This window comes from Streptomyces sp. PCS3-D2, from assembly GCF_000612545.2.
GTDB lineage: Bacteria > Actinomycetota > Actinomycetes > Streptomycetales > Streptomycetaceae > Streptomyces.
The window spans coordinates 3,182,025-3,208,798 of record NZ_CP097800.1; the positions used below are offsets into that span (position 1 = coordinate 3,182,025).

Consider the following 26,774-nt stretch of genomic DNA (forward strand, 5'->3'; position numbering starts at 1 on the left):
GCTCACTTCGCCTCCTCCCCGTTCTTGGCTTCGACGGCGACCTCGGGCTTCGGGTCCGTCTGCTTCACGTCCGACATGGTGTGCTCCACCGCCGGGTTGACGACGTCGGTGAGGACCTTCGGGTAGACGCCGAGCCCGATCAGCAGCGCGATCAGCGGGGCGACCACCAGCACTTCGCGCAGGCGCAGGTCCGGCATCGTGCGGACCTCCTCCTTCACGGGCCCGGTCATCGTGCGCTGGTAGAGCACCAGCGTGTAGAGCGCGGCCAGCACGATGCCGACGGTGGCGATGATCCCGACGACCGGGTAGCGGGCGTACGTGCCGACCAGGACGAGGAACTCGCTGACGAAGGGCGCGAGGCCGGGCAGCGAGAGGGTGGCCAGGCCGCCGATCAGGAAGGTCCCGGCGAGGACCGGGGCGACCTTCTGGACGCCGCCGTAGTCGGCGATGAGCCGCGAGCCGCGCCGCGAGATCAGGAAGCCGGCCACCAGCATGAGCGCCGCCGTCGACAGGCCGTGGTTGACCATGTAGAGGGTGGCGCCGGACTGGCCCTGGGAGGTCATCGCGAAGATGCCCAGGATGATGAAGCCGAAGTGCGAGATGGAGGCGTAGGCCACCAGCCGCTTGATGTCCCGCTGGCCGACGGCCACCAGCGCCCCGTAGACGATGCTGATCAGGGCCAGGACGAGGATCACCGGCGTGGCCCACTTGCTGGCGTCGGGGAAGAGTCCGAGACAGAAGCGGAGCATCGCGAAGGTGCCGACCTTGTCGACGACCGCGGTGATCAGCACGGCAACGGGGGCGGTGGCCTCGCCCATCGCGTTCGGCAGCCAGGTGTGCAGCGGCCACAGCGGGGCCTTCACCGCGAAGGCGAAGAAGAAGCCGAGGAACAGCAGCCGCTCGGTGTTGGTCGCCATGTCCAGGGTGCCCGCGGCGCGGGCGGCGGTGATCTCCTGGAGCGAGAAGTTCCCGGCGACCACGTACAGGCCGATGACGGCGGCCAGCATGATCAGGCCGCCGACCAGGTTGTAGAGGAGGAACTTGACCGCCGCGTAACTGCGTTGCGCGGCCGCGTTCTCCTCGCTGCCCGAGTGGGCCCGGTCCCCGAAGCCGCCGATGAGGAAGTACATCGGGATGAGCATGGCTTCGAAGAAGATGTAGAAGAGGAAGACGTCGGTGGCCTCGAAGGAGATGATCACCATCGCCTCGACCATCAGGATCAGGGCGAAGAAGCCCTGGGTCGGGCGCCAGCGCGAGGGCTTCCAGGTGGCGGAGCCGCTCACCGGCTCCGCCGGCGGGTCGGCGTCGTGCCAGCCGGCCGCGATCACGAAGGGGATCAGGAGCGCGGTGAGTCCGATGAGGACGACGCCGATCCCGTCCACGCCCAGCTCGTAGCGGACGCCGAAGTCGGCGATCCAGGGGCGGGATTCGGTGAGCTGGTAGCGGTCGCCACCGGGTTCGAAGCGGATGGCGATGAGCACGGCCAGGGCCAGTGTCGCCAGCGAGAAGAGCAGCGCGAGCCACTTGGCGGCGGTCCGGCGGGCGGCCGGGACGGCCGCCGTCAGGATCGCGCCGACCGCGGGCACCGCGGCCGTGGCCGTCAGAAGCGGGAAGTTCATGTCACACCGCCCTCATCAGCAGGGTCGCGGCGATGAGGATCGCCGTCCCCCCGAACATCGAGACCGCGTAGCTGCGGGCGTAGCCGTTCTGCAGCCTGCGCAGTCGGCCCGAGAGACCGCCGACCGAGGCGGCCGTCCCGTTGACCACCCCGTCGACCAGGCTGTGGTCGACGTACACGAGGGAGCGGGTCAGGTGCTCCCCGCCGCGCACCAGCACGACGTGGTTGAAGTCGTCCTGGTACAGGTCGCGGCGGGCCGCCCGGGTGAGGAGGGAGCCGCGCGGGGCGACGACCGGGACGGGCCGCTTGCCGTACATCGCCCACGCGATGCCGACGCCCGCGAGGAGCATCACCATGGTGGCCGCGGTGACCGTCGTGGCGCTGACCGGCGGGTTGCCGTGCGCGTAGCCGGTGACGGGCTCCAGCCACTTCAGGAAACGCTCGCCGATCTCGAAGAAGGCACCGGCGAAGACCGATCCGAAGGCGAGGATGACCATCGGGACGGTCATGGACTTCGGGGACTCGTGCGGGTGCGGCTCGTGGCCGTCGGCGGACGGCTGCCAGCGCTTCTCGCCGAAGAAGGTGAGGAGCATGACGCGGGTCATGTAGAAGGCGGTGATGCCGGCGCCCAGCAGGGTGACCCCGCCGAGGATCCAGCCCTCGGTGCCGCCCTTCGCGAACGCCGCCTCGATGATCATGTCCTTGGAGAAGAAGCCGGACAGGCCCGGGAAGCCGATGATCGCCAGGTAGCCGAGCCCGAAGGTGACGAAGGTGACCGGCATGTACTTCCTCAAGGCCCCGTACTTGCGCATGTCGACCTCGTCGTTCATCCCGTGCATCACGGAACCGGCGCCGAGGAAGAGGCCGGCCTTGAAGAAGCCGTGCGTCACCAGGTGCATGATCGCGAAGACGTAGCCGATCGGGCCGAGGCCCGCGGCGAGGATCATGTAGCCGATCTGCGACATCGTCGACCCCGCCAGGGCCTTCTTGATGTCGTCCTTCGCGCAACCGACGATCGCACCGAAGAGCAGCGTGACCGCTCCCACGACGGTGACCACCAACTGGGCGTCGGGGGCGGCGTTGAAGACCGCGGCGGAGCGGACGATCAAGTAGACGCCGGCGGTCACCATCGTGGCCGCGTGGATGAGGGCCGAGACCGGGGTCGGGCCCTCCATCGCGTCCCCGAGCCAGGACTGCAGCGGCACCTGAGCCGACTTGCCGCAGGCCGCGAGCAGCAGCATCAGGCCGATGGCGGTGAGCTTGCCCTCGGAGGCCTCCCCCACCGCGCCGAACACCGGCCCGAAGGCGAAGGTCCCGAAGGTGGTGAACATCAGCATGATCGCGATCGACAGGCCCATGTCGCCGACGCGGTTGACCAGGAACGCCTTCTTCGCGGCGGTGGCCGCGCTGGGCTTGTGCTGCCAGAAGCCGATCAGCAGGTACGAGGCGAGGCCCACGCCCTCCCAGCCGAAGTACAGCAGCAGGTAGTTGTCGGCGAGGACCAGCAGCAGCATGGCCGCGACGAACAGGTTCAGGTAGCCGAAGAAGCGGCGGCGGCGCTCGTCGTGCTCCATGTACCCGATCGAGTACACGTGAATGAGCGTGCCGACGCCCGAGATCAGCAGGACGAAGGTCATCGACAGCTGGTCCAGCTGGAAGGCCATGTCCGCCTGGAAGCCCTCGACGGGGATCCAGGTGTACAGCTTCTGGGTCAGCGTCCGGTCCTCGGCGCTGCGCCCCAGCATGTCGGCGAAGAGCGCGACGCCGATCCCGAAGGAGACGGCCGCGAGCAGGGTGCCGATCCAGTGGCCGGCCTTGTCGAGGCGCCGGCCGCCGCAGAGCAGCACCACCGCTCCGAGCAGCGGCGCCGCGATCAGCAGCGCAATCAGGTTCTCCACAGCGACCCCTTACAGCTTCATCAGGCTGGCGTCGTCGACCGAGGCCGAGTGGCGGGTACGGAACAGCGACACGATGATCGCCAGGCCGACCACGACCTCGGCGGCGGCGACGACCATCGTGAAGAAGGCGATGATCTGACCGTCGAGGTTGCCGTGCATCCGGGAGAACGCGACGAAGGCCAGGTTGCAGGCGTTGAGCATCAGCTCGATGCACATGAACAGCACGATCGCGTTCTTGCGGATCAGCACCCCGACGGCGCCGATCGTGAACAGCAGGGCCGCCAGGTACAGGTAGTTGACCGGATTCACTTCGAGGCCTCCTCACGGCCGAGGCGCTCCGCCGAACGCTGCTCCAGCGCCTTGAGGTCGTCGAGCGCCTCGCCGGAGACGTCGCGGACCTGGCCGCGATCGCGCAGCGTCCGGCTGACGGTGAGCTCGGACGGGGTGCCGTCCGGCAGCAGGCCGGGCACGTCCACCGCGTTGTGGCGGGCGTAGACCCCGGGCGCGGGCAGCGGCGGGAGCTGCACGCCCTCGCGTACGCGGCGCTCGGCCAGCTCGCGCTGGGTCGCGGCCCGTTCGGTGCGCTCGCGGTGGGTGAGCACCATCGCGCCGACGGCTGCGGTGATCAGCAGAGCGCCGGTGATCTCGAAGGCGAACACGTACTTGGTGAAGATCAGCTGGGCGAGGCCCTCGACGTGCCCGGCGGAGTTGATCCGGCCGAGCCCGTTGAAGTGGCCCAGCCCGGCGTGGCCGATGCCGGCGCACAGCAGGATGCCGAAGCCGAGGCCGCACAGGAGGGCCAGCCAGCGCTGCCCCTTGATGGTCTCCTTCAGGGAGTCGGCGGCGGTGACGCCGACGAGCATGACCACGAAGAGGAAGAGCATCATGATCGCGCCGGTGTAGACGATGACCTGGACGACGCCCAGGAAGTACGCCCCGTTGGCGAGGTAGAAGACCGCCAGGATGATCATCGTCCCGGCGAGGCTGAGTGCGCTGTGCACGGCCTTCTTCATCAGGATCGTGGCCAGCGCACCGATGACGGCGACGGTGCCGAGGACCCAGAACTGCACGGCCTCACCGGTGGAGGTGACGGTCGCGGCGATGGCGCTCATGCCCCCACCTCCGCGGTGTTCCCGTCGTCGGAGCCGGCCGGCTCCTCGCCCTTGGAGACCGCGACCTGCCGGACCGTGCCCGGGGCGGCGCCCGTCACCAGTCCGCGGTAGTAGTCCTGCTCGTCGGTACCGGGGAAGATCGAGTGCGGCGCCTCGACCATGCCCTCGGTGAGGCCGGCGAGCAGCTGCTCCTTGGTGTAGATGAGGGACTCGCGGCTGGCATCGGCCAGTTCGAACTCGTTCGTCATGGTCAGCGCCCGGGTCGGGCACGCCTCGACGCACAGCCCGCACAGGATGCAGCGGGCGTAGTTGATCTGGTAGACCCTGCCGTACCGCTCACCCGGGGAGTAGCGCTCCTCCTCGGTGTTGTCCGCACCCTCCACGTAGATGGCGTCGGCGGGGCAGGCCCAGGCGCACAGCTCGCACCCGATGCACTTCTCCAGACCGTCGGGGTGCCGGTTGAGCTGGTGCCGTCCGTGGAAGCGCGGGGCGGTCGTCTTCTGCTGCTCCGGGTACTGCTCGGTGAGGCGCTTCTTGAACATGGCCTTGAAGGTCACGCCGAAGCCGGCCACCGGATTCTGCCACTTCTCGTCAGACATTCTCAGCACCCTCCTCTCGGTCACTGTCGGTGTTCGCGCCGCCACTGACGATCAGCTCGCGCTCGTTGCGGGGCCGCCTGCGCGGTACGGGTGCCAGGTGCTGGCCGGGCTTGGGCGGTACGGGGAACCCGCCCGCCAGCGGATCGAAGGGCGCGGTGTCCCGGCCGGCGTCCGCGGCCGCCGCCTTCTCGCGCTTGTCGCGGAAGACGTCCGCGACGAAGGAGAGCAGCAGGATCGCCACGACGGCGCCGCCGACGTAGAGGGCGATGTCCGCCATCGCGTAGTTCTCGTTGCGCAGGGCCCGGACGGTGGCGACCATCATCAGCCAGACCACGGAGACCGGGATCAGGACCTTCCAGCCGAGCTTCATCAGCTGGTCGTAGCGCACGCGGGGCAGCGTGCCGCGCAGCCAGATGAAGAAGAAGAGGAGCAGCTGCACCTTGAGGACGAACCAGAGGAGCGGCCACCAGCCGTGGTTGGCGCCCTCCCAGAAGGTGCTGATCGGGTACGGGGCCCGCCAGCCGCCGAGGAACAGCGTGACCGAGACCGCCGAGACGGTGACCATGTTGACGTACTCGGCGAGCATGAACAGCGCGAACTTGATGGACGAGTATTCGGTGTTGAAACCGCCGACCAGGTCGCCCTCGGACTCCGGCATGTCGAAGGGGGCGCGGTTGGTCTCGCCGACCATCGTGACGACGTAGATGATGAAGGACACCGGCAGCAGCACGATGAACCAGCGGTCCTGCTGGGCCTCCACGATCGCCGAGGTCGACATCGACCCGGAGTAGAGGAAGACCGAGGCGAAGGCCGCACCCATCGCGATCTCGTAGGAGATCATCTGCGCGCAGGAGCGCAGGCCGCCGAGGAGCGGGTAGGTGGAGCCGGAGGACCAGCCGGCGAGGACGATGCCGTAGATGCCGACGGAGGCCACCGCGAGGATGTAGAGCATCGCGATGGGCAGGTCGGTCAGCTGCATCGAGGTGCGCTGCCCGAAGATGGAGACCTCGTTGCCGGCCGGTCCGAAGGGGATCACCGCGATGGCCATGAAGGCCGGGATCGCCGCGATGATCGGGGCCAGGACGTACACCACCTTGTCGGCCCGCTTGACGACGATGTCTTCCTTGAGCATCAGCTTCACGCCGTCGGCGAGCGACTGGAGCATGCCCCAGGGGCCGTGCCGGTTGGGGCCGATGCGCAGCTGCATCCAGGCGACGACCTTGCGCTCCCACACGATGGAGAACAGCACCGTCACCATCAGGAAGGCGAAGCAGAACACCGCCTTGACGACGACGAGCCACCAGACGTCCCGTCCGAAGAGGGACAGGTCCTCGGCAGCGAGTTGAACGGTGTTCACGCGCCCACCTCCGCAGTGGTGTCGCCTGCGCCGGCCGGGGTCGCCGGGCCGATGCGTACGAGGGTGCCCGGGCGGGCTCCGGCGTCGGCGAGGACGCCGGAGCCGGTGGAGTTCAGCGGGAGCCAGACGACGCGGTCGGGCATCTCGGCGATCCGGAGCGGGAGTTCCACCGTGCCGGCGGGGCCGGTGACCGCGAGGACGTCGCCCTCCTTGACGCCCGTCTCGGTGGCCGTGGCGGCCGACAGCCGGGCTGCGGCCTCGTGCCGGGTACCGGCCAGGGCCTCGTCGCCCTCCTGGAGCAGGCCCCGGTCCAGCAGGAGCCGGTGACCGGCGAGGACCGCCTCGCCGACGCCCGGACGGGGCAGCGGCACCGGGTCGGTGGACTGCTCGGCGGCGAGCGCGCCCTCCCAGGGGCCGAGCCGCTCCAGTTCGCGGCGTACGGCGTGCACGTCGGGCAGGTCGATCGGCCGGTCGGCGGCGTCGGCCAGCATGTGCAGCACGCGGGCGTCGGCCGGGGCGAGCCGGCGGGTCATCTGGTCGGGCTTGAGCGCGGCCTCGAAGGGCCGGACGCGCCCTTCCCAGTTGATGAACGCGCCCGCCTTCTCGGCGACCGCGGCGACCGGCAGGACCACGTCCGCGTGGTCGGTGACCTCGCCGGGCCGCAGTTCCAGGGAGACCACGAAGGCCTCCTTGAGGGCGGTCCGCGCGCGGGCCGGGTCCGGCAGGTCGGTGACCTCCACACCCGCGACCAGCAACGCGGACAGTTCCCGGGTGGCCGCCGCCTCGACGATCTGGCCGGTGTCGCGGCCGTAGCGGTGCGGGAGTTCGTCCAGGCCCCAGGCGGTGGCGACCTCGTCGCGGGCCCGCGGGTCGGTGGCCGGACGGCCGCCCGGCAGCAGGGACGGCAGGGCGCCGGCCTCGACGGCCGCCCGCTCCCCGGCCCGGCGCGGGATCCACACGAGCTTCGCCCCGGTGGCGGCGGCCGCCCGTACGGCGGCGGTCAGCGCACCGGGCACACCGGCGAGGCGCTCTCCGACGACGATGACGGCGCCCGGTGCGCGCAGCGCCTCGGCGGCCTCCGCGCCGCCCGCCTCCAGGCCGGTCCGCGAGGACAGCGCGTCGAGCCAGTCGGGCTCGGTGCCGGGAGCGGCCGCCAGGAGGGTGCCGCCGGCCTTCTGAAGTCCGCGGGTGGCGAAGGGGGCCAGGGCGAAGGTCCGCTGCTTGGACCTGCGGTGGGCCTTGCGCAGCCGCAGGAAGACCCCGGGGGCCTCCTCCTCGGCCTCGATGCCGGCGAGCAGCACCGCGGGCGCCGCCTCCAGCGAGGTGTAGGTGACGCCGTCGCCGTCGAGGTCCTTGCCGGTGCCGGCGACGGTGGCGGCCAGGAAGTCGGCCTCCTCCGCGCTGTGCACGCGGGCCCGGAAGTCGATGTCGTTGGTGTCGAGCACGACCCGGGCGAACTTGGCGTAGGCGTAGGCGTCCTCGACGGTGAGCCGGCCGCCGGTGAGCACTCCGGCCCGGCCGCGTGCGGCGGCGAGCCCGTTCGCGGCGGCCTCCAGGGCCTCGGGCCAGCTCGCCGGTTCCAGGACCCCGGCGGCGCTGCGCACCAGCGGGGTGGTCAGGCGGTCCGGGCGCTGTGCGTAGCGGAACCCGAAGCGGCCCTTGTCGCAGACCCATTCCTCGTTGACCTCGGGGTCCTCCGCGGCGAGGCGCCGCAGCACCTTGCCGCGCCGGTGGTCGGTACGGGTCGCGCAGCCGCCCGCGCAGTGCTCGCACACGCTCGGGGAGGAGACGAGGTCGAAGGGGCGGGAGCGGAACCGGTACGCGGCCGAGGTGAGGGCACCGACCGGGCAGATCTGGATGGTGTTGCCGGAGAAGTACGACTCGAAGGGATCGCCCTCGCCGATGCCGACCTGCTGGAGTGCGCCGCGCTCCAGGAGCTCGATCATCGGGTCGCCTGCGATCTCGTTGGAGAAGCGGGTGCAGCGGGCGCACAGGACGCACCGCTCCCGGTCGAGCAGGACCTGCGGGGAGATCGGGACGGGCTTCTCGTAGGTCCGCTTCCTGCCCTCGAAGCGGGACTCGGCGTTGCCGTGCGACATCGCCTGGTTCTGCAGCGGGCACTCGCCGCCCTTGTCGCAGACGGGGCAGTCCAGCGGGTGGTTGATGAGCAGCAGCTCCATCACCCCGCGCTGGGCCTTGTCGGCGACCTCGGAGGTCAGCTGGGTCCTGACGACCATGCCGTCGGTGCAGGTGATGGTGCAGGAGGCCATCGGCTTGCGCTGGCCCTCGACCTCGACGATGCACTGGCGGCAGGCGCCGGCGGGGGGAAGGAGGGGGTGGTCGCAGAACCGGGGGATCTCGATGCCGAGTTGTTCGGCGGCGCGGATGACGAGGGTGCCCTTGGGCACCGAGAGCTCGGCTCCGTCGATGGTCAGCGAGACCAGGTCCTCCGGCGGGACGGCGGGTTCCCCTCCGGAGGCGGCCGTAGTGGTGACGGTCATGCGTTCACCTCCGTGTCGGCCCAGAGGGTCGACTTCCTGGGGTCGAAGGGGCAGCCCTTGCCCGTGATGTGCTGCTCGTACTCCTCGCGGAAGTACTTCAGCGAGGAGAAGATCGGGCTGGCCGCGCCGTCACCGAGCGCGCAGAAGGACTTGCCGTTGATGTTGTCGGCGATGTCGTTCAGCTTGTCGAGGTCGGACATGACGCCCTTGCCGGCCTCGATGTCGCGGAGCAGCTGGACCAGCCAGTACGTGCCTTCGCGGCAGGGAGTGCACTTGCCGCAGGACTCGTGCGCGTAGAACTCGGTCCACCGGGTGACGGCCCGCACCACGCAGGTGGTCTCGTCGAAGCACTGGAGGGCCTTGGTGCCGAGCATCGACCCGGCGGCGCCGACGCCCTCGTAGTCCAGGGGGACGTCGAGGTGCTCGTCGGTGAACATCGGGGTGGAGGATCCGCCCGGGGTCCAGAACTTCAGCCGGTGCCCGGGCCGCATGCCGCCGCTCATGTCGAGGAGCTGGCGCAGGGTGATGCCGAGCGGGGCCTCGTACTGGCCGGGTCCGGCGACGTGCCCGGAGAGCGAGTACAGGGTGAAGCCGGGGGACTTCTCCGTCCCCATCGCCTTGAACCAGTCCTTGCCCCGGTTCAGGATCGCGGGAACCGAGGCGATGGACTCGACGTTGTTGACGACAGTGGGGCACGCGTAGAGCCCCTCGACGGCGGGGAAGGGGGGTCGCAGCCGGGGCTGGCCGCGCCGGCCTTCGAGGGAGTCGAGCAGTGCCGTCTCCTCGCCGCAGATGTACGCGCCCGCGCCCGCGTGCACCGTGATGTCGAGGTCGAGCCCGCTGCCGAGGATGTTCCTGCCGAGGTATCCGGACGCGTACGCCTCGCGCACCGCCTCGTGCAGGCGCCGCAGGACCGGTACGACCTCGCCGCGCAGGTAGATGAAGGCGTGCTGGGAGCGGATCGCGTAGCAGGCGATGATCATTCCCTCGATGAGGGAGTGCGGGTTGGCGAAGAGGAGGGGGATGTCCTTGCAGGTTCCCGGCTCCGACTCGTCCGCGTTGACCACGAGGTAGTGCGGCTTTCCGTCGCCCTGCGGGATGAACTGCCACTTCATCCCGGTGGGGAAGCCGGCTCCGCCGCGTCCGCGCAGGCCCGAGTCCTTCACGTAGGCGATGAGGTCGTCCGGGGTCATCGCGAGGGCCTTGCGCAGGCCCTCGTAGCCCTCGTGGCGCCGGTAGGTCGCCAGCGTCCACGATTCGGGTTCGTCCCAGAAGGCCGACAGGACGGGCGCGAGGAGCTTCTCCGGGCTGGTCCCTCCCCCGGCCTCCGGCCGGGAGGTACCCCCGTTGCTCAGTTCAGAGGACACGGACATCACTCCCCTCCCTCGGTGGTGCTCTCGCCGCGCGGGTGGACGATCGGGGGGTGCGGGGGCTCGCCGCGGGCGATGCGCAGCCCGATCAGGGAGGCGGGGCCGGCCCCGCCGGTGGCCTCGACCGCGCCCGCGCGCTCGTCCGGGAAGCCGGCCAGGATCCGGGCCGTCTCCTTGTAGGTGCACAGGGGTGCGCCCCGGGTCGGCGAGACCTCGCGGCCGGCCAGCAGGTCGTCGACCATGGCCTTGGCGGACTCGGGGGTCTGGTTGTCGAAGAACTCCCAGTTGACCATCACCACGGGGGCGTAGTCGCAGGCGGCGTTGCACTCGATGTGTTCGAGGGTGATCCTGCCGTCGGCGGTGGTCTCGTTGTTGCCGACCCCGAGGTGCTCCTTGAGCTCCTCGAAGATGGCGTCGCCGCCCATGACCGCGCACAGGGTGTTGGTGCAGACGCCGACCTGGTAGTCGCCCGAGGGCTTGCGCCGGTACATCGTGTAGAAGGTGGCGACGGCGGTCACCTCGGCCGTGGTCAGGCCGAGCATCTCGGCGCAGAAGCGCACCCCGGTCCGGGAGACGTGGCCCTCCTGCGACTGGCACAGGTGCAGCAGCGGGAGGAGCGCGGAGCGGCTGTCCGGGTAGCGGGCGATGATCTCCTTCGCGTCCGCTTCGAGGCGGGTCCGTACCTCCGCCGGGAAGTCGGGGGCGGGCAGCTGGGGCATGCCCAGCGCGACCCCTTGGTTCTGAGGACTGGCGGTCATCGGTCGACGCCTCCCATCACGGGGTCGATGGAGGCGACGGCGACGATGACGTCGGCGACCTGGCCGCCCTCGCACATCGCGGCCATGGCCTGCAGGTTGGTGAAGGACGGATCGCGGAAGTGGACCCGGTAGGGGCGGGTCCCGCCGTCGGAGACGACGTGGACGCCCAGCTCGCCCTTGGGGGACTCGACGGCGGCGTAGGCCTGTCCGGCCGGCACCCGGAAGCCCTCGGTCACCAGCTTGAAGTGGTGGATGAGGGCCTCCATGGAGGTGCCCATGATGTTCCTGATGTGGTCGAGCGAGTTGCCGAGCCCGTCGGGGCCCATGGCCAGCTGCGCCGGCCAGGCGATCTTCTTGTCGGCGACCATCACCGGTCCGGGCTCCAGCCGCTCCAGGCACTGCTCGATGATCCGCAGCGACTGGCGCATCTCCTCCAGGCGGATCAGGAAGCGCCCGTAGGAGTCGCAGGTCTCGGTGGTCGGCACGTCGAACTCGTAGGTCTCGTAGCCGCAGTACGGGTCCGACTTGCGCAGGTCGTGCGGCAGGCCGGCGGAGCGCAGGATCGGGCCGGTGGCGCCCAGGGCCATGCAGCCGGAGAGGTCGAGGTAGCCGACGTCCTGCATGCGGGCCTTGAAGATGGGATTGCCGGTGGCGAGTTTGTCGTACTCCGGCAGGTTCTTCTTCATGGTCTTCACGAACTCGCGCAGCTGGTCGACGGCGCCCGGCGGGAGGTCCTGCGCGAGGCCGCCGGGGCGGATGAACGCGTGGTTCATGCGCAGTCCGGTGATCAGCTCGTAGAGGTCGAGGATCAGCTCGCGGTCGCGGAAGCCGTAGATCATGATCGTGGTCGCGCCCAGCTCCATGCCGCCGGTGGCGATGCACACCAGGTGGGAGGAGAGCCGGTTGAGCTCCATCAGCAGGACGCGGACGACGGTGGCCCGGTCCGGGATCTGGTCGGTGATGCCGAGCAGTCGCTCGACGCCGAGGCAGTACGCCGTCTCGTTGAAGAACGGCGTCAGGTAGTCCATGCGCGTGACGAAGGTGGTGCCCTGTGTCCAGTTGCGGAATTCGAGGTTCTTCTCGATTCCGGTGTGGAGGTAGCCGATGCCGCAGCGGGCCTCGGTGACGGTCTCGCCGTCGATCTCCAGGATCAGCCGGAGCACACCGTGGGTGGAGGGGTGCTGCGGACCCATGTTGACGACGATCCGCTCGTCGTCGGCCCTGGCCGCCGACTGGACGATCTCGTCCCAGTCGCCGCCGGTGACGGTGTAAACGGTTCCCTCGGTCGTCTCGCGAGCGGAGGAGTGGTTGGACGTGGACATCAGCTGTACGACCTCCGCTGGTCGGGAGCCGGGATCTGGGCGCCCTTGTACTCGACGGGGATGCCGCCGAGCGGGTAGTCCTTGCGCTGCGGGAACCCCTGCCAGTCGTCCGGCATCATGATCCGGGTGAGGGCCGGGTGCCCGTCGAAGACCAGGCCGAAGAAGTCGTACGCCTCGCGCTCGTGCCAGTCGTTGGTCGGATAGACGGAGACGAGCGAGGGGACGTGCGGGTCGCTGTCGGGGACGGACACCTCCAGCCGCAGGATCCGGCCGTGGGTGAGCGAGCGCAGGTGGTAGACGGCGTGCAGCTCGCGGCCCTTGTCCCCGGGGTAGTGGACTCCGGAGACCCCGGTGCAGAGCTCGAAGCGCAGGGCGGGGTCGTCGCGCAGGGTGCGTGCGACGCGCGCGAGGTGCTCCCGGGCGATGTGGAAGGTGAGCTCGCCCCGGTCGACCACGGTCTTCTCGATGGCGTTCTCCGGTACCAGGTCCTGCTCCTCCAGGGCGCCTTCGAGCTCGTCGGCCACCTCGTCGAAGTACGAGCCGTACGGGCGGGAGGACGCGCCGGGCAGGGCCACGGTGCGGACCAGGCCGCCGTAGCCGCTGGTGTCACCGCCGTTCGCCGCGCCGAACATGCCCGTGCGGACGCCGATGACCTCGGGGCCCTGGGCGCGCGGCGCGGGCAGGCCGCCGCCCGTGTCGGTCGCGGCGGCGTCGTTGCCGTGGTCGGGCTCTTGGGTCTCGCTCACCGGAGCAGCCCCTTCATCTCAATGGTGGGGAGGGCCTTGAGGGCCGCCGCCTCCGCCTCGCGGGCCGCTTCCTCCCGGTTCACACCGAGCTTTCCGCCCTGGATCTTCTGGTGGAGCTTGAGGATCGCGTCCATCAGCATCTCGGGGCGGGGCGGGCAGCCGGGGAGGTAGATGTCCACCGGGACGATGTGGTCGACGCCCTGGACGATCGCGTAGTTATTGAACATTCCGCCTGAAGATGCACAAACCCCCATGGAGATCACCCATTTGGGAGCGGGCATCTGGTCGTACACCTGGCGCAGCACCGGCGCCATCTTCTGGCTGACCCGTCCGGCGACGATCATCAGGTCGGCCTGGCGCGGGGAGCCGCGGAAGACCTCCATGCCGAAGCGGGCCAGGTCGTACCGGCCCGCTCCGGTCGTCATCATCTCGATGGCGCAGCAGGCGAGGCCGAACGTCGCCGGAAAGACGGACGACTTGCGCACCCATCCCGCGGCCTGTTCGACGGTGGTCAGCAGGAAGCCGCTCGGCAGCTTCTCTTCCAGTCCCATGGGAATTCAGCCCCTCAGTCCCATTCCAGGCCGCCGCGGCGCCAGACGTAGGCGTAGGCGACGAAGACGGTGAGCACGAAGAGCAGCATCTCGACGAGCCCGAAGATCCCCAGGGAGTCGAAGGTGACGGCCCAGGGGTAGAGGAAGACAACCTCGATGTCGAAGACGATGAAGAGCATCGCCGTCAGGTAGTACTTGATGGGGAAGCGACCGCCACCGGCCGGCATCGGCGTCGGCTCGATGCCGCATTCATAGGCGTCGAGCTTCGCCCGGTTGTACCTTTTTGGACCGATCAGCGTGGCCATGACCACGGAGAAGATCGCAAACCCTGCGCCGAGGGCGCCGAGCACGAGGATGGGCGCGTACGCATTCACGCTCCTCGCTCCTTCCAGTCGTCCTGGACCGTTGGACCGCGGCCGGCCGGGCCCCTCCCAGCGGTAGCGGGGGGCGTGCCCCGCCTCGCGAAGATCGTGCACATGTGAGGCAGTTCACAAGCCGGACTGGTGCGCATCTTATGCCCGCTCCTCTGTGATCTGCGACACGGGGAACACCACCGAGTTTGTGATCTCCACCACCTGACGAACGATCATGAAGTCCGATGAGTGGTGATCTTCATACTCGAAGCAGCCGCATGATCACCAATAGTGACATTCAAGCCCGTTGTTGCAGGTGGAGGGCGCGTCGCCCTACCAAACGATTCCGCCTGCAAGCAAATTGGCCCCAGCGCCCGGGCAGTGATATGGAGATCCGCGTCGCCCGGTCGGGGGGCCTGCGTGTACAGAGGTGGACGCGGGGCATACGAGGGTGCGACGGGGCGCCGAGTGCGTGCATCCGTTCACGAGCCCTCCGCGGCGGCGGGCGCCCGGCTTCACAGGAAGGTCACGGGCCGGCCGCGGTGTCCACGCGACGTGATCCTCCTGTGACCTGCGCCACTCCGAATCGGACGTTCCGAAAGCGGGCTTGGCCATCTGTACGGAGGGATGGTAGTCCGGGGATCATTTCGGACTTAATTCTGAAACCCCATGATCACAGCCCTGTGAGGGCGTGTCCGTTTCGCCCGTTACGGCGTCAATAAGAAGCCAGGCGCGCCCGGTTCGCGCCCTTCGCGCGCAACTGTGGCGCACCCCACGTTTCTTGAAGGGAACCCTGACGCCCTGATAGCGGTTGTTCTCATGTCCCACACCGCTCACATACCCAGCCACCGGAAGCCCCGCCGCAGCGCCTCGAAGCTCGCGGTCCGCGCCGGAGTTGCCGGTGGCGTTCTCAGCACCCTGGCCATGGCCGGCACCGCGAGCGCATCCCCGTCCGAGCCTGTGGCCGAGACGACGCTCGAAATGCCGGTCCTGGACCTGGACCTGGCCGCCGAGGTCTCCTCCGCGGTCGCTACGGCCGCCGAGAACACCCGTCTGGCCGCCGTGGAAGACGAACTGACCGCTCAGGAGGAGAGCGCCCGCACCGGCGCCGCCGCCGAGGCGAAGCAGGCCAAGGAAGCGGCCCTGAAGGCCGCCGAGAAGAAGGCGAAGGAGGAGGCGGACCGCAAGGCCGAGGCCGAGCGCGCCACCCGCGACTCCGAGCGCACCTCGCTGAAGACCACCTCCGCCCCGGCGAAGGCCCCGCAGGGCACCGGCACCGTGACGGCCCCGGCGACCGGCTCCGCCGCTGCCATCGTCAACTTCGCCCGCGCGCAGGTCGGCAAGGCCTACGTGATGGGCGGGACCGGCCCGTCCTCGTTCGACTGCTCCGGCCTCGTCCAGGCCGCCTACCGCCAGGCCGGCATCTCCCTGCCGCGCATGTCCCAGGCGCAGTCCACGGCCGGCCGGTCCGTCTCCCTGAGCGCCCTTCAGCCGGGCGACATCCTGTACTGGGGCCCCAAGGGCAGCGCGTACCACGTCGCCGTCTACGTCGGCGGTGGCAAGTTCGTCGGCGCGCAGAACCCCAGCACGGGCATCGTCGAGCGCAGCCTGAGCTACGACAAGCCGACGGGCGCCGTCCGCGTCCTCTGAGCCGCCCCTGAGCCCCGCTCAGGTCCCGGCAGCAGACACGGCCGGAGGGCCGGTACTCCCCCGCTCGGGGGTGGAGTACCGGCCCTCCGGCCGTTGTCGTGGGCGCCGGTACGCGGCGTTCCGGTCCCTGCGAAGATGGCGGGGCAGGCCCCGAGCGTCAGACCCTGGAGGTGGTGGTCCCGTGGGCACACAGCCGTACGAGCACCACGAGGCCGGCGACCCCACCGCGGTCCGGGCCGCCCTCGGCCTCGGGCTCCTCGCCGTCGGGGGCTGGCTGCTGAACACCACCCGCCCCTGGCAGAAACCGGGGCACGCCCTGCTCCTCGCGACCGGCTGGACCGTCTCGGGCACCCTGCTGGTGTGCGGCCTGGTCCTGCTGGCCCGGTGCGTGCGCGGCGTGCACGGCGGCCCCGACCGGGAAGACCGGGGTACCGGCGACCGCCGTCCCTCATGAGCACCCTCCACCGGCCTCAGGCCTTCGGGGCCGCCTTGGTTCCACCGGGGCAGCCATCAGACGGGACGTTTCCTACCGCCGGTAGTGCGTTTGGGGTATGAGTCGTCACGTGGCGCCCCAGGCCGTCGACCGAGCCGCCAAGAGATCCGTGTCGCTCCCCCCAGTCGTTGATCAAGGAAGTCGAGGAGCTTCCCGGCTCGCCGAAGGTGAAGATCCTGAACGTGTGACGGCCGGCGCCCCGAGCCGAGCCGCCCCGAGCCGAGCCGGGCCGCTCGGCTGTCCGACGAGCGACCCGGCCTTGACCGATCAAGCGCGGGGGGCCACCTTCGAGAGGCCGTTGATGACGCGGTCCATGGCGTCGCCGCCCGTCGGGTCGGTCAGGTTCGCCAGCATCTTCAGGGTGAACCTCATCAGCACCGGGTGGGTCAGGCCGCGCTGCGTGGCGACCTTCATGACCTTCGGGTTGCCGATCAGCTTCACGAAGGCGCGGCCCAGCGAGTAGTAGCCGCCGTAGGTCTCCTTGAGCACCTTCGGGTAGTTGTGCAGCGCCAGCTCGCGCTGCGCCGGGGTGGAGCGCGCCTGCGCCTGCACGATCACGTCGGCCGCGATCCGGCCCGACTCCATCGCGTAGGCGATGCCCTCGCCGTTGAACGGGTTGACCAGGCCGCCGGCGTCCCCGACCAGCAGCAGGCCCTTGGTGTAGTGCGGCTGCCGGTTGAAGGCCATCGGCAGGGCCGCGCCGCGGATCGGCTGCGTCATGTTGTCCGGGGTGTAGCCCCAGTCCTCCGGCATCGAGGCGCACCAGGCCTTGAGGACCTCGCGCCAGTCCAGCTCCTTGAAGGCGGAGGAGGAGTTGAGGATGCCGAGGCCGACGTTGGACGTGCCGTCGCCCATGCCGAAGATCCAGCCGTAGCCGGGCAGCAGCCGGTCCTGCGGGCCGCGCCGGTCCCACAGCTCCAGCCAGGACTCCAGATAGTCGTCGTCGTGCCGCGGCGAGGTGAAGTACGTGCGCACCGCGACGCCCATCGGACGGTCCTCGCGCCGGTGCAGGCCCATGGCCAGGGACAGCCGGGAGGAGTTGCCGTCGGCGGCGACGACCAGCGGTGCGTGGAAGGTGACCGGGGTCTTCTCCTCGCCCAGCTTCGCCTGCACGCCGGTGATGCGGCCGGTGCGGGCGTCGCGGACGGGCTCGCCGACGTTGCAGCGCTCGTACAGCCGGGCGCCGGCCTTCTGGGCCTGGCGGGCCAGGGTCTCGTCGAAGTCGTCGCGCTTGCGGACGAGTCCGTAGTCCGGGTAGGAGGCCAGTTCCGGCCAGTCCAGCTGGAGCCGCTGTCCGCCGCCGATGATCCGCAGGCCCTTGTTGCGGAGCCAGCCGGCCTCCTCGGAGATGTCGATGCCCATCGCCACCAGCTGCTTGGTGGCGCGCGGCGTCAGTCCGTCGCCGCAGACCTTCTCGCGGGGGAACGCCGTCTTCTCCAGGAGCAGGACGTCCAATCCGGCCTTGGCGAGGTAGTAGGCGGTGGTCGAGCCGGCGGGCCCGGCCCCGACGACGATCACGTCCGCGGAGTGTTCGGAGAGGAGCTCGGTCACTGCGGGGTCTCCCGAAGGCTCGATAAAGGGTGCCAGGCGGCACCGGACATGTGCAGTCTATGCAGCGAGAGAGACCGCGATCCGAAGGGCTGCCCCGATGACGACTTCGCCGACCCGGCCCCCGCTCCCCGCGGTAGGGCTGCGCGTGCCCACCGACGAGGACGCCCACGCCTGGCACCGCGTCTTCAACGACGCCGATGTCATGGAGTTCCTGGGCGGTCCCGCCGAGTGGTCCGAGTACGAGGAGTTCACCGCGCGCCAGCGGCTGCACGACGCACAGCTCGGCCTCTGCCTGTGGACGCTGCTGGACGGCGACGGCGAGGTGATCGGCTTCACCGGGGCGCAGCCGTGGCCGGCGGACAAGCCGTGGGGGCCGGTCGGGGAGATCGAGATCGGCTGGCGGCTCGGGCGGGCGGCCTGGGGACGCGGCTACGCGTACGCCGCGGCGCTCGCCACCCTGGAGCGGGTCCGCGAGACCGGGATCGAGCGGGTGGTGGCGATGATCCACGCCGACAACGCCCGCTCCGTGGCGGTGGCGGAGCGGCTGGGCATGGCCCTGGCCGAGGAGTTCACGACGCCGGGCGGGAGCCCGGCCCGCCGCTACGCCCTGGACCTGCGGGAGCTGCCGCCGCCCCGGTGAGCGTCCCGGCAGCGGGCAGGGGGGTCAGAAGACGGACAGGCCCGTCAGCGTCGTGAAGCGGTCCAGCGCGGCGACGCCCGCGACCGAGTTGCCCCGGGCGTCGAGCCCCGGGCTCCACACGGCGAGGGTGCACTGCCCCGGGACGACGGCGACGATCCCGCCGCCCACCCCGCTCTTGCCGGGCAGCCCGACGCGGTAGGCGAACTCGCCCGCCGCGTCGTAGGTCCCGCAGGTCATCATCACCGCGTTGACCTGCTTGGCCTCGCTGCGCGTCAGCAGCCGCGAGCCGTCCGCGCGCAGTCCGTGCCGGGCCAGGAAGCGTCCGGCACGGGCGAGGTCGGCGCAGCTCATCTCGATGGAGCACTGCCAGAAGTAGTGTTCCAGCAGGGCCGGCACCGGGTTGTCGATGTTCCCGTACGAGGCCATGAAGTGGGCGAGGGCCGCGTTGCGGTCCCCGTGTCCCTGCTCGGAGGCGGCGACCTCGGCATCGAAGCCTATGTCCGGGTTCTGGCTCTCCTGCCGCAGGAACTCCAGCACCTCGCTGCTCGCGTCGCCCGTCAGTGTCTGGAGCCGGTCGGTGACCACGAGGGCGCCGGCGTTGATGAACGGGTTGCGCGGAATGCCGTTTTCGTACTCCAGCTGCACGAGCGAGTTGAACGGGTTGCCCGAGGGCTCCCGGCCGACCCGCTCCCACAGGCTGTCGCCGCCCTCGGCCAGGGCCAGGGCGAGCGCGAACACCTTGGTGATCGACTGGGCGGAGAAGGGCACCTGCCAGTCCCCCACCCCGAAGACGTTGCCGTCGAGGTCGGCGACGGCCATCCCGAACTGGCACGGTTCCACGGCGGCGAGCGCCGGGATGTACTCGGCGGGCGTGCCGCTGCCCAGCAGCGGGGCGACCTCGGCGGCGATCCGCTCCAGCAGGGACTCGTAGTCGGGGGACTCTGCGTCGGACACGGCGTCAGACCTTGGTGCCCCGGTGCAGCGCGACGATGCCGCCGCTGAGGTTGCGCCAGGCGACCTTGGACCAGCCGGCCTTCTGCAGCAGGGCGGCCAGCGCCGGCTGGTCCGGCCAGGCGCGGATGGACTCGGCGAGGTAGACGTACGCGTCGGGGTCGGACGACACCGCGCGGGCGACGGGCGGCAGCGCCCGCATCAGGTACTCGGTGTAGACCGTCCGGAAGGGCGCCCAGGTGGGCTGCGAGAACTCGCAGATCACGACCTGCCCGCCCGGCTTGGTCACCCGGTACAGCTCGCGCAGCGCCGCGTCGGTGTCCTGGACGTTGCGCAGGCCGAAGGAGATCGTCACGGTGTCGAAGACGTCGTCCTTGAACGGCAGCTTCGTCGCGTCGCCGGCAGTCAGCGGAAGCCAGGCGTTCCGCTTCTTGCCCTCCATGAGCATGCCGAGGGAGAAGTCGCACGGGACGACGTACGCGCCGGTCGCCGCGAAGGGCAGCGAGGAGGTCGCCGTACCGGCCGCCAGGTCGAGGACCTTCTGCCCGGGGCGCGCGGCGACGGCCTTGGCGACCTCCTTGCGCCACACCCGGTCCTGGCCGAGGGAAAGGACGTCGTTGGTCAGGTCGTAGTTCGCCGCGACCCTGTCGAACATGGAGGCGACTTCGTGCGGCTGCTTGTCCAGGGAGGCCCTTGTCACTGGCGTTCGCCCCTCGTGTTGCGATGCGGATCGGCGGGTACCGCCCCATCCTCTCAGGCCGCCCGGGCCCGGACGGCGCGGGCTCCGCCGTAGCGCGCCGCCGCGGCGCCGTAGCCGCGCCGTACCCGACCGTAGAACTGTTCCGAAGGACAGTTACGCTGCTACGTCGCACACGCGTTGACTGCCAGGGTGCGGCCCGGTGAGGGTCACCCACCGGATCAGCACCCCAACCGTGGGCGGGTCCGGCAGCGGCCGCCGCGAACAGGAAGCTTCACGATGCCGGCAGGCCATTCCACCGGTCGTTCCCGCCGTGACGGCCCGCGCGCCAGGCGCCGGGCCGCACGGCGCAGGCGGCTGCGGCGTACGATCCTCCTCGGCTCCGCGGCGCTGGTCGCCGTCTCGGCGACCGCCTACGCGCTGGTGCCCGAGGACGGGACCAGCACGGACGCCAAGGGCCGCGCCGCGGCCCGGCCCGACGAACCGGGCGCAGGAGGCACCGACGCCGCGGGGAACCCGCTCCCGCAGGGCGGCGCGAAGTCCCCCGAGGCCGAGCCGTCCCCCGCCGCCTCGGCACAGCAGTCCGCCTCGCCGCAGCCGTCCACCGACGCCCCGGCGACGCCCGGCAAGCCCGGCGCCTTCGCCGGGTCGTCCGCCTCCGGCGGTGTCCAGGGCAAGGGGACGGCACGGCGCTGGCGGCTGGAGGTCGAGGAGGGCAGCGGGGTCGATCCGGAGGCGGCCGCCCGTTCCGTCGAGGCGATACTCGGCGATCCGCGCGGCTGGACCAAGGACCCGCGGTACGGCTTCCAGCTCGTGGGAGCGGGCCAGCCGGTGGACTTCACCGTCAAGATCGCGTCGCCCAGGACCACCGACATGCTGTGCGACGTGGTCACCCCGGAGCTGATCGGCGAGACCAACTGCCGGGTCGGCCACACCGTGGTGGTGAACCTCAAGCGCTGGAAGGAGGGTTCGCCCCAGTTCAGCGGCACCGTGGAGGAGTACCGGGCGCTGATCGTCAACCACGAGGTCGGGCACGAGATCGGCCGCGGCCACGAGGGCTGCCCGGGCCCCGGAAAGCCCGCGCCGGCGATGATGCAGCAGATCAAGGGCCTCGGCGGCTGCAAGTCCAATGCCTGGCCGTTCGACGCGGAGGGAACCTACCTGTCCGGTCCACCCGTCCTCTAGGAAAAGGCCGCCCTCCGTACGGGGCCGGCCGGGGGGGGCATCGAGGAGTGGGAACCGTGCGCGTCGTCAGCTTCAGCGTCCCTGCGTGGTTCCCCTCGTACGAGGAGCCGGACGGGCCGCCGGCGCAGCACGAGGGCCGTCCCTGCGAAGCCCTGCTGACCGAGCAGGAGTCCGCGGTGTTCCTGTGCCTGGCCACCGGCGCCTCCAACCGGGAACTCGCCGGAGAACTCCAACTGTCCGTCAGCACGGTCAAGTTCCACGTCGTGAACATACGCGCCAAGCTCGGCGGGATCAGCCGCCTCCAGGCCTGCCTGCTGGCCGCCCTCGCCCGGGAGGGCGGCCGGACCGCCGAGGCACTCCCCGCCGGGAGCGCGCCCGGCGGAAGCCACGACGGACTCGGATACGACGGGCTCGGCGACGGGCTCGGCGACGGCGGTCTCAGCGACGGCGGTGGAGCAGCCGTCCCCCGATGACCGTGGCCACGCACGTGGTCGCACCCCGCGCCAGCAGATCGGCCTCGTCCGCCACCGCGAACACCGCGAAGCGTGCCACCGCGCCCGGCTCCAGCACCCCGTGGAAGGCCTCCGCCGCCGACTCCCGGCCCGCGAGGGGATCCAGGGCGGCGCGCCCCTCGTAGGGCGCCGGCGGCAGGATCGTCAGCCCCGATCGGGACACCGCCGTACGCACCGCGGCGACCGTGAAGCGGCCGCACACCGCCACCACCCCGCGGGCCAGCAGCCGCTGCGTGCCGCGCCGGGCGCTGTGGCCCCACCGCGACTCGGTCGGCTTCAGGGCCTCCAGCGCCTCCCCGCCGCTGATCGGGTCCGCGCCGAGCTCCGTGACCTCGTACGGGTCGTCCGGGTAGTACGTCCGCTCCAGCAGCTCGTCCGCCCCGCGCACCAGCAGCCCCGGGGTGAGCACCCCGGGCCAGCGGCGGACCCGGGCGTGCGGGTGGGCCGCCGCCAGGTCCTCGTAGGGACCCACGCGGGCGATCCGGTCGCCCTCGACGAGGACCGCGCCGCCCGCCAGCGGAGCGGACCTCGGTCCGGTCACGAGGAGTTCGGCGGCGTGCAGCGTCAGCATCGTGTCGGACGCGTCAGTTCGCGGAGACGAGCTTCAGCTCGGGGTGCGCGGTGCCGCCCTCGATCGCGGTGGAGGAGATGTGCGAGACGACGCGGTCGTCGGCCGGGTCGTTCGCCGGGTCGTCGTGGACCAGGAGGTGCTCGTACGTCGTCGCGCGCTGCGCCGGTGTGCGGCCCGCCTTGCGGATGAGGTCGATGATCTCCTGGCGGTTGGAGCGGTGCTTGGCTCCGGCCGAGGAGACGACGTTCTCCTCCAGCATGATCGAGCCGAGGTCGTCCGCGCCGTAGTGCAGCGAGAGCTGGCCCGCCTCCTTGCCGACGGTCAGCCACGAGCCCTGGATGTGGGCGACGTTGTCGAGGAACAGGCGCGCGATCGCGATCATGCGCAGGTACTCGAAGATCGTCGCCTGGGTGCGGCCCTTGAGGTGGTTGTTCTCGGGCTGGTAGGTGTACGGGATGAAGGCGCGGAAGCCGCCCGTGCGGTCCTGCGTGTCCCGGATCATCGCGATGTGCTCGATGCGCTCGGCGTTGGTCTCGCCGGTGCCCATCAGCATGGTGGAGGTGGATTCCACGCCCAGCTCGTGGGCGATCTCCATGATCTCCAGCCAGCGCTCGCCGGACTCCTTGAGCGGGGCGATCGCCTTGCGCGGCCGGGCCGGCAGCAGCTCGGCGCCGGCGCCCGCGAAGGAGTCGAGGCCGGCCGCGTGGATGCGCTGGATCGCCTCTTTCGCCGAGACCCCCGAGATACGGGCCATGTGCTCGACCTCGGACGCGCCGAGGGAGTGGATGACCAGCTGCGGGAACGCCTGCTTGATGGCCGCGAAGTGGTGCTCGTAGTACTCGACGCCGTAGTCCGGGTGGTGCCCGCCCTGGAACATGATCTGCGTGCCGCCCAGTTCGACGGTCTCCGCGCAGCGGCGCAGGATGTCGTCGAGATCCCGCGACCAGCCCTTCTTCGTGTCCTTCGGGGCCGCGTAGAAGGCGCAGAACTTGCACGCCGTGACGCACACGTTCGTGTAGTTGATGTTCCGCTCGATGATGTACGTGGCGATGTGCTCGGTGCCCGCGTAGCGGCGGCGCACCGCGTCCGCCGCCTGCCCCAGCGCGTGCAGCGGCGCGTGGCGGTAGAGGTCGAGCGCCTCTTCCTTGGTGATCCGGCCCCCCGCGGCGGCGCGGTCGAGGACAGACTGGAGAACGGCCTGGTCGGTCACCGGGAGTCACCTTTCGGCGGTGTGTCTGTGTCAAGGTCCGGACCGAGCCAGCCTACGCCAGGGTCCGGCGGCGGCTTTCAGGGGCTGCGCCTGAGGTCGCCCTCGGGGTTCCCGGCCGGGCTGTCGCCCGACGCGTAGTGGAGCGTCCCGTCCGCGTTCAGGGTGAACCGCTCGTCGGCGGAGCCGTTGGAGCAGACCCCCGGGGCCGGGTTGGGTCCGCCCGCGGTGTCCAGCACCAGGGAGCGGTCGGTGGCCGAGGCGAGCTTCCAGTCACCGCTGCAGTCGGTGCCGAGGACGGCCAGGACGGACTTGTCCCGGGCGACGACCTCGCCGACCCGGCCGCCCTTGATGGTGATCTCGAACTCTGACGAGAGCCCGAGGCGGGCGGTGGTGACCGTGCCCTTCCACGTACCGATGAACTCCTTGGGCACGTCGGTACGGGTCCCGGACGAGGGCCGCGCGGAGCTCGCACCCGAAGCCGGGGCGGAAGCGTCCGGGGCGGAAGCTCCCGGGGCGGGTGAGGAGGCGGAGGGCCGCGCGCCGGCGTCGGCCAGGTCCCGCTGCCCGCCGCCCTGTCCCGGCAGCAGGTCCAGGAAGTAGAGCCCGCCGGACAGCAGCGCCAGGACGGCCGCGGCGGCCAGCACGAGGGTGCAGCTGAACCGGCGGCCGCCGGTGCTGACCGTGATCTGCCGGCCGCCGGGCTCCGTCCGCGGATGCGGCAGCGCGCCGGCCCCGGGCGGCCCGGAGGGCGGGCCGCCGGCCGGGGCCCCGCCGGCGGTCTCGGTGGGGCTGCCGTGCGGACCCACCGCCGGGACGGCGTACGGAGCGCCCGCGCCCTGGCTCCCGTACGAGGGGTCCGGTGCCCCGAAGCCGCCACCGGCGGGGGCGTACGACCCGGCGGTGAACGGGACCGGGCCCGACACCGCCTCCGGTCCCGCGGGCCCGCCTCCGGCCGGGGCGGGGCCGGCCGCGGCGGCCCCCTCGGCGGGGCCGGCGTCGAGGTCGAGCAGGGCAACCGCGGCCCGGCTGGCCTCCTCGACCAGGGACGCGGGGAGCCAGCCCGGGGCGCCGAGCGCCCCGGCCAGGGCGGCGGCGACGGCGTCGGGGGCGGGCCGGTCGGCGGCCGTCTTGGCCAGGCAGGCCTCGATCAGGTCGCGCAGGTCCCCGGCGTGGAGCCCACCGAGCTCGGGCGGTTCGTGCACCACCTTGTAGAGGAGGGTGGCGGAGTTGTCCCCGGTGAACGGCGGCCGGCCGGTCGCGGCGAAGGCCACCACCGCGCCGAGCGAGAACACGTCGGCCGCCCCGGTGATCCCCTTGCCGAGGATCTGTTCGGGCGCCATGTAGCCCGGCGAGCCGACGGAGACTCCGGTGGAGGTGAGCGAGGCGGTGCCGTCGGTGGCCCGCGCGATCCCGAAGTCGATCAGCCGCGGCCCGTCGAGGGTGAGCATCACGTTCGACGGCTTCACGTCCCGGTGGACGAGCCCGAGCCCGTGCACGGCCACCAGGGCGCGTGCCAGCCCCGCGCCGATGGCCCGTACCGAGGTCTCGGGGAGCGGCCCGTGCGCGGCGAGCGCGCGGTCCAGGGAGGGGCCCGCCACGTACCCGGTGGCCACCCACGGAACCGGGGCCCCGGGGTCCGCGTCCAGCACCGGCGCGGTCCACTCGCCGCCGACCCGTCGGGCCGCCTCGACCTCGCGGCGGAACCGGGCCCGGAACTCCTCGTCGGAGGCGAAGTGCGGGTGGACGATCTTGACGGCGACGGTCCGGCCGCCCGCGCTGCGTCCGAGGTAGACCCGTCCCATGCCACCCGCGCCGAGCCGGCCGAGCAACCGGTACGCACCGATGGTCCGCGGCTCACCGGCTTCCAGCGGATGCATCGCGCCCCCCAATTCCCCGTGTTTCCGGGCGCCTTGTGGCATCCGGTCGAGCAGCAGCCTAGGGGGTGGCAGCAGCGGGAGGGTGCGGCCGCCACCCTTTTGCATTTCCCCCGACCGGCGGAGGAATGCGGAAAGGGCGGGAATTCCCGGGAAACCGGGCATTCACCTGGCGGGCGCTTTGGATCTACCCGGCGGTAAACGCGGTCAGCACTCCTGCACCATCGCGCTCAGCAGCTCCACGGACACATCCGCGGGATAGCCGGTCGTCGCTCCCGTCCGGCGGGCGAATTCCCGTACGCCGGCGAGCTGGTCGGGCCCGAAGCGGAAGTCGAGCGTCGTGAAGTACCGCTCCAGCAGCGCCGCGTCGAAGGCCTCCCAGCGGGCCGCCTGCTCGGCGACCTTGGTGACCTCTTCGAGGGAGAGGTCACGGGAGGCGAGGAAGGCCTCGTGGACCTTCTGGACGACCGCGGGCTCGCGGGCCAGGTAGTCCTTGCGGGCGGCCCACACGGCGAACACGAACGGCAGTCCGGTCCACTCCTTCCACATGTGCCCGAGGTCGTGGACGGTCAGCCCGAGCCGGGGCGCGTCGTGGAGCGATGCCCGCAGCGCGGCGTCGCCGATCAGTACGGCGGCGTCGGCCTCCTGCATCATCACACCCAGGTCGGGCGGGCAGGTGTAGTAGTCGGGCTCTACGCCGTACTGCTCGGACAGCAGTAGCTGGGCCAGGCGTACGGACGTACGGGAGGTCGAGCCGAGGGCGACGCGGGCTCCGTCGAGCCGGTCCAGGGGGGCCTGCGAAACGATCACGCAGGACATCACGGGGCCGTCGCAGCCGACCGCGAGATCGGGGAAGGCGACGAGCCGGTCGGCGTTGCGGAGGAATTCCACGAGGGTGATCGGGGCGATGTCCAGCTCCCCGTCGACGAGCCGCTGGCTGAGCTTCTCGGGGGTGTCCTTGGTCAGCTCCAGGTCCAGCAGCGTGCCGGTTCTGGCGAGCCCCCAGTAGAGAGGCAGGCAGTTCAGGAACTGAATGTGGCCGACGCGGGGCCGGCTGCGGTAGACGTCCACATCGCGAGACTAGTCCCACGGTCCGCGTCAGCCCTGAGGAGGGTCTCAAACGTCCGGGTGACGTGATCTTTCCCTCTGGTCTCGGCCGCATGGTGCGTGCTAGGCTCGACGCAAGTTGCAGTTTGGTTTCCCTTGCAGTACGAGGCCTGCGGAGAATGTGACCCGCAGGCTTTTGTAGTTTTCA

Annotated in this window: 25 protein-coding genes; 5 read left to right on the forward strand and 20 right to left on the reverse strand. The window is 70.9% G+C overall.

Annotation, left to right across the window (positions count from 1 at the left end; all coding sequences use genetic code 11):
* Positions 1 to 2: 2 nt before the first annotated feature.
* The 13 genes from AW27_RS13550 to AW27_RS13610 are packed head-to-tail and all read right to left on the reverse strand — an operon-like array spanning position 3 to position 14,206.
* Positions 3 to 1,619 (reverse strand): NADH-quinone oxidoreductase subunit M, encoded by a 1,617-nt coding sequence (locus tag AW27_RS13550; protein WP_037918847.1) that lies wholly within the window; start codon positions 1,617 to 1,619, stop codon positions 3 to 5.
* A 1-nt stretch (position 1,620) separates the two neighbouring features.
* Positions 1,621 to 3,516, reverse strand: a complete 1,896-nt coding sequence (gene nuoL / locus AW27_RS13555; protein WP_037918845.1) for an NADH-quinone oxidoreductase subunit L — start codon at positions 3,514 to 3,516, stop codon at positions 1,621 to 1,623.
* 9 nt (positions 3,517 to 3,525) lie between these two features.
* Complete coding sequence (gene nuoK / locus AW27_RS13560; protein WP_030958925.1) at positions 3,526 to 3,825, reverse strand: NADH-quinone oxidoreductase subunit NuoK; 300 nt, start codon at positions 3,823 to 3,825, stop codon at positions 3,526 to 3,528.
* Entirely contained in the window at positions 3,822 to 4,628 is an 807-nt protein-coding gene (locus tag AW27_RS13565; RefSeq protein ID WP_037918842.1) for an NADH-quinone oxidoreductase subunit J, read from the reverse strand. Before AW27_RS13565 ends, nuoK begins: the two co-directional genes overlap by 4 nt.
* Positions 4,625 to 5,227 carry an NADH-quinone oxidoreductase subunit NuoI gene (gene nuoI / locus AW27_RS13570; RefSeq protein WP_037918840.1) on the reverse strand — a complete coding sequence of 201 codons (603 nt, stop codon included), beginning with the start codon at positions 5,225 to 5,227 and terminating at the stop codon, positions 4,625 to 4,627. The genes AW27_RS13565 and nuoI overlap by 4 nt, the downstream gene beginning before the upstream one ends.
* Positions 5,220 to 6,584, reverse strand: a complete 1,365-nt coding sequence (nuoH, locus tag AW27_RS13575) for an NADH-quinone oxidoreductase subunit NuoH (RefSeq protein WP_037918839.1) — start codon at positions 6,582 to 6,584, stop codon at positions 5,220 to 5,222. Before nuoH ends, nuoI begins: the two co-directional genes overlap by 8 nt.
* A complete protein-coding gene (locus tag AW27_RS13580) occupies positions 6,581 to 9,085 on the reverse strand; it encodes an NADH-quinone oxidoreductase subunit G (protein ID WP_037918837.1) in 2,505 nt (834 codons plus the stop codon). Before AW27_RS13580 ends, nuoH begins: the two co-directional genes overlap by 4 nt.
* On the reverse strand, positions 9,082 to 10,458 hold the full coding sequence (gene nuoF, locus AW27_RS13585; RefSeq protein ID WP_037918835.1) for an NADH-quinone oxidoreductase subunit NuoF: 1,377 nt from the start codon (positions 10,456 to 10,458) through the stop codon (positions 9,082 to 9,084). Before nuoF ends, AW27_RS13580 begins: the two co-directional genes overlap by 4 nt.
* On the reverse strand, positions 10,458 to 11,213 hold the full coding sequence (gene nuoE, locus AW27_RS13590; RefSeq protein WP_078556097.1) for an NADH-quinone oxidoreductase subunit NuoE: 756 nt from the start codon (positions 11,211 to 11,213) through the stop codon (positions 10,458 to 10,460). The genes nuoF and nuoE overlap by 1 nt, the downstream gene beginning before the upstream one ends.
* Positions 11,210 to 12,535 (reverse strand): NADH-quinone oxidoreductase subunit D, encoded by a 1,326-nt coding sequence (locus AW27_RS13595; RefSeq protein WP_037918832.1) that lies wholly within the window; start codon positions 12,533 to 12,535, stop codon positions 11,210 to 11,212. Before AW27_RS13595 ends, nuoE begins: the two co-directional genes overlap by 4 nt.
* Positions 12,535 to 13,281 carry an NADH-quinone oxidoreductase subunit C gene (locus tag AW27_RS13600; RefSeq protein WP_078556095.1) on the reverse strand — a complete coding sequence of 249 codons (747 nt, stop codon included), beginning with the start codon at positions 13,279 to 13,281 and terminating at the stop codon, positions 12,535 to 12,537. Before AW27_RS13600 ends, AW27_RS13595 begins: the two co-directional genes overlap by 1 nt.
* Complete coding sequence (locus AW27_RS13605; RefSeq protein ID WP_030028258.1) at positions 13,278 to 13,832, reverse strand: NuoB/complex I 20 kDa subunit family protein; 555 nt, start codon at positions 13,830 to 13,832, stop codon at positions 13,278 to 13,280. The genes AW27_RS13600 and AW27_RS13605 overlap by 4 nt, the downstream gene beginning before the upstream one ends.
* Positions 13,833 to 13,846: 14 nt before the next feature.
* Positions 13,847 to 14,206, reverse strand: coding sequence for an NADH-quinone oxidoreductase subunit A (locus tag AW27_RS13610; protein ID WP_030653431.1), 360 nt, complete (start codon positions 14,204 to 14,206; stop codon positions 13,847 to 13,849).
* A gap of 798 nt (positions 14,207 to 15,004) precedes the next feature.
* Between AW27_RS13610 and AW27_RS13615 the strand changes: the two genes are divergently transcribed.
* Complete coding sequence (locus AW27_RS13615) at positions 15,005 to 15,835, forward strand: C40 family peptidase (RefSeq protein WP_037918830.1); 831 nt, start codon at positions 15,005 to 15,007, stop codon at positions 15,833 to 15,835.
* A 181-nt stretch (positions 15,836 to 16,016) separates the two neighbouring features.
* Positions 16,017 to 16,289, forward strand: a complete 273-nt coding sequence (locus AW27_RS13620) for a hypothetical protein (RefSeq protein WP_037918828.1) — start codon at positions 16,017 to 16,019, stop codon at positions 16,287 to 16,289.
* 306 nt (positions 16,290 to 16,595) lie between these two features.
* On the opposite strand, the gene AW27_RS13625 is transcribed toward AW27_RS13620, so the two are convergent.
* Positions 16,596 to 17,879: a geranylgeranyl reductase family protein gene (locus tag AW27_RS13625; RefSeq protein ID WP_037918827.1), complete on the reverse strand. Its 1,284-nt coding sequence runs from the start codon at positions 17,877 to 17,879 to the stop codon at positions 16,596 to 16,598.
* 97 nt (positions 17,880 to 17,976) lie between these two features.
* Here AW27_RS13625 and AW27_RS13630 point away from each other — a divergent pair, with 97 nt between their 5' ends.
* Positions 17,977 to 18,519, forward strand: a complete 543-nt coding sequence (locus tag AW27_RS13630) for a GNAT family N-acetyltransferase (protein WP_037918825.1) — start codon at positions 17,977 to 17,979, stop codon at positions 18,517 to 18,519.
* A gap of 24 nt (positions 18,520 to 18,543) precedes the next feature.
* Here the strand turns inward: AW27_RS13630 and AW27_RS13635 are convergent, their stop codons facing one another.
* Positions 18,544 to 19,473, reverse strand: coding sequence for a glutaminase (locus AW27_RS13635; RefSeq protein ID WP_037918823.1), 930 nt, complete (start codon positions 19,471 to 19,473; stop codon positions 18,544 to 18,546).
* A 4-nt stretch (positions 19,474 to 19,477) separates the two neighbouring features.
* Positions 19,478 to 20,170, reverse strand: a complete 693-nt coding sequence (locus AW27_RS13640; protein WP_037918822.1) for a demethylmenaquinone methyltransferase — start codon at positions 20,168 to 20,170, stop codon at positions 19,478 to 19,480.
* A 276-nt stretch (positions 20,171 to 20,446) separates the two neighbouring features.
* Between AW27_RS13640 and AW27_RS13645 the strand changes: the two genes are divergently transcribed.
* Complete coding sequence (locus tag AW27_RS13645; RefSeq protein WP_037918821.1) at positions 20,447 to 21,352, forward strand: DUF3152 domain-containing protein; 906 nt, start codon at positions 20,447 to 20,449, stop codon at positions 21,350 to 21,352.
* 56 nt (positions 21,353 to 21,408) lie between these two features.
* Complete coding sequence (locus AW27_RS13650; RefSeq protein ID WP_052030264.1) at positions 21,409 to 21,825, forward strand: response regulator transcription factor; 417 nt, start codon at positions 21,409 to 21,411, stop codon at positions 21,823 to 21,825.
* On the opposite strand, the gene AW27_RS13655 is transcribed toward AW27_RS13650, so the two are convergent.
* The 4 genes from AW27_RS13655 to AW27_RS13670 all read right to left on the reverse strand — a co-directional run bounded on the left by AW27_RS13655 (position 21,791) and on the right by AW27_RS13670 (position 26,590).
* The gene (locus tag AW27_RS13655; RefSeq protein WP_037918819.1) at positions 21,791 to 22,435 is read right to left on the reverse strand and encodes an imidazolonepropionase-like domain-containing protein; all 645 of its coding nucleotides are present in this window, start codon (positions 22,433 to 22,435) and stop codon (positions 21,791 to 21,793) included. The two genes, AW27_RS13650 and AW27_RS13655, sit on opposite strands and share 35 nt — an antisense overlap.
* A gap of 13 nt (positions 22,436 to 22,448) precedes the next feature.
* Positions 22,449 to 23,645 carry a cyclic dehypoxanthinyl futalosine synthase gene (gene mqnC / locus AW27_RS13660; RefSeq protein WP_037918818.1) on the reverse strand — a complete coding sequence of 399 codons (1,197 nt, stop codon included), beginning with the start codon at positions 23,643 to 23,645 and terminating at the stop codon, positions 22,449 to 22,451.
* Between the two features lie 77 nt (positions 23,646 to 23,722).
* Positions 23,723 to 25,522: a serine/threonine-protein kinase gene (locus tag AW27_RS13665; protein WP_037918816.1), complete on the reverse strand. Its 1,800-nt coding sequence runs from the start codon at positions 25,520 to 25,522 to the stop codon at positions 23,723 to 23,725.
* A 204-nt stretch (positions 25,523 to 25,726) separates the two neighbouring features.
* Positions 25,727 to 26,590 carry a menaquinone biosynthetic enzyme MqnA/MqnD family protein gene (locus AW27_RS13670; RefSeq protein WP_037918814.1) on the reverse strand — a complete coding sequence of 288 codons (864 nt, stop codon included), beginning with the start codon at positions 26,588 to 26,590 and terminating at the stop codon, positions 25,727 to 25,729.
* Positions 26,591 to 26,774 lie beyond the last annotated feature (184 nt).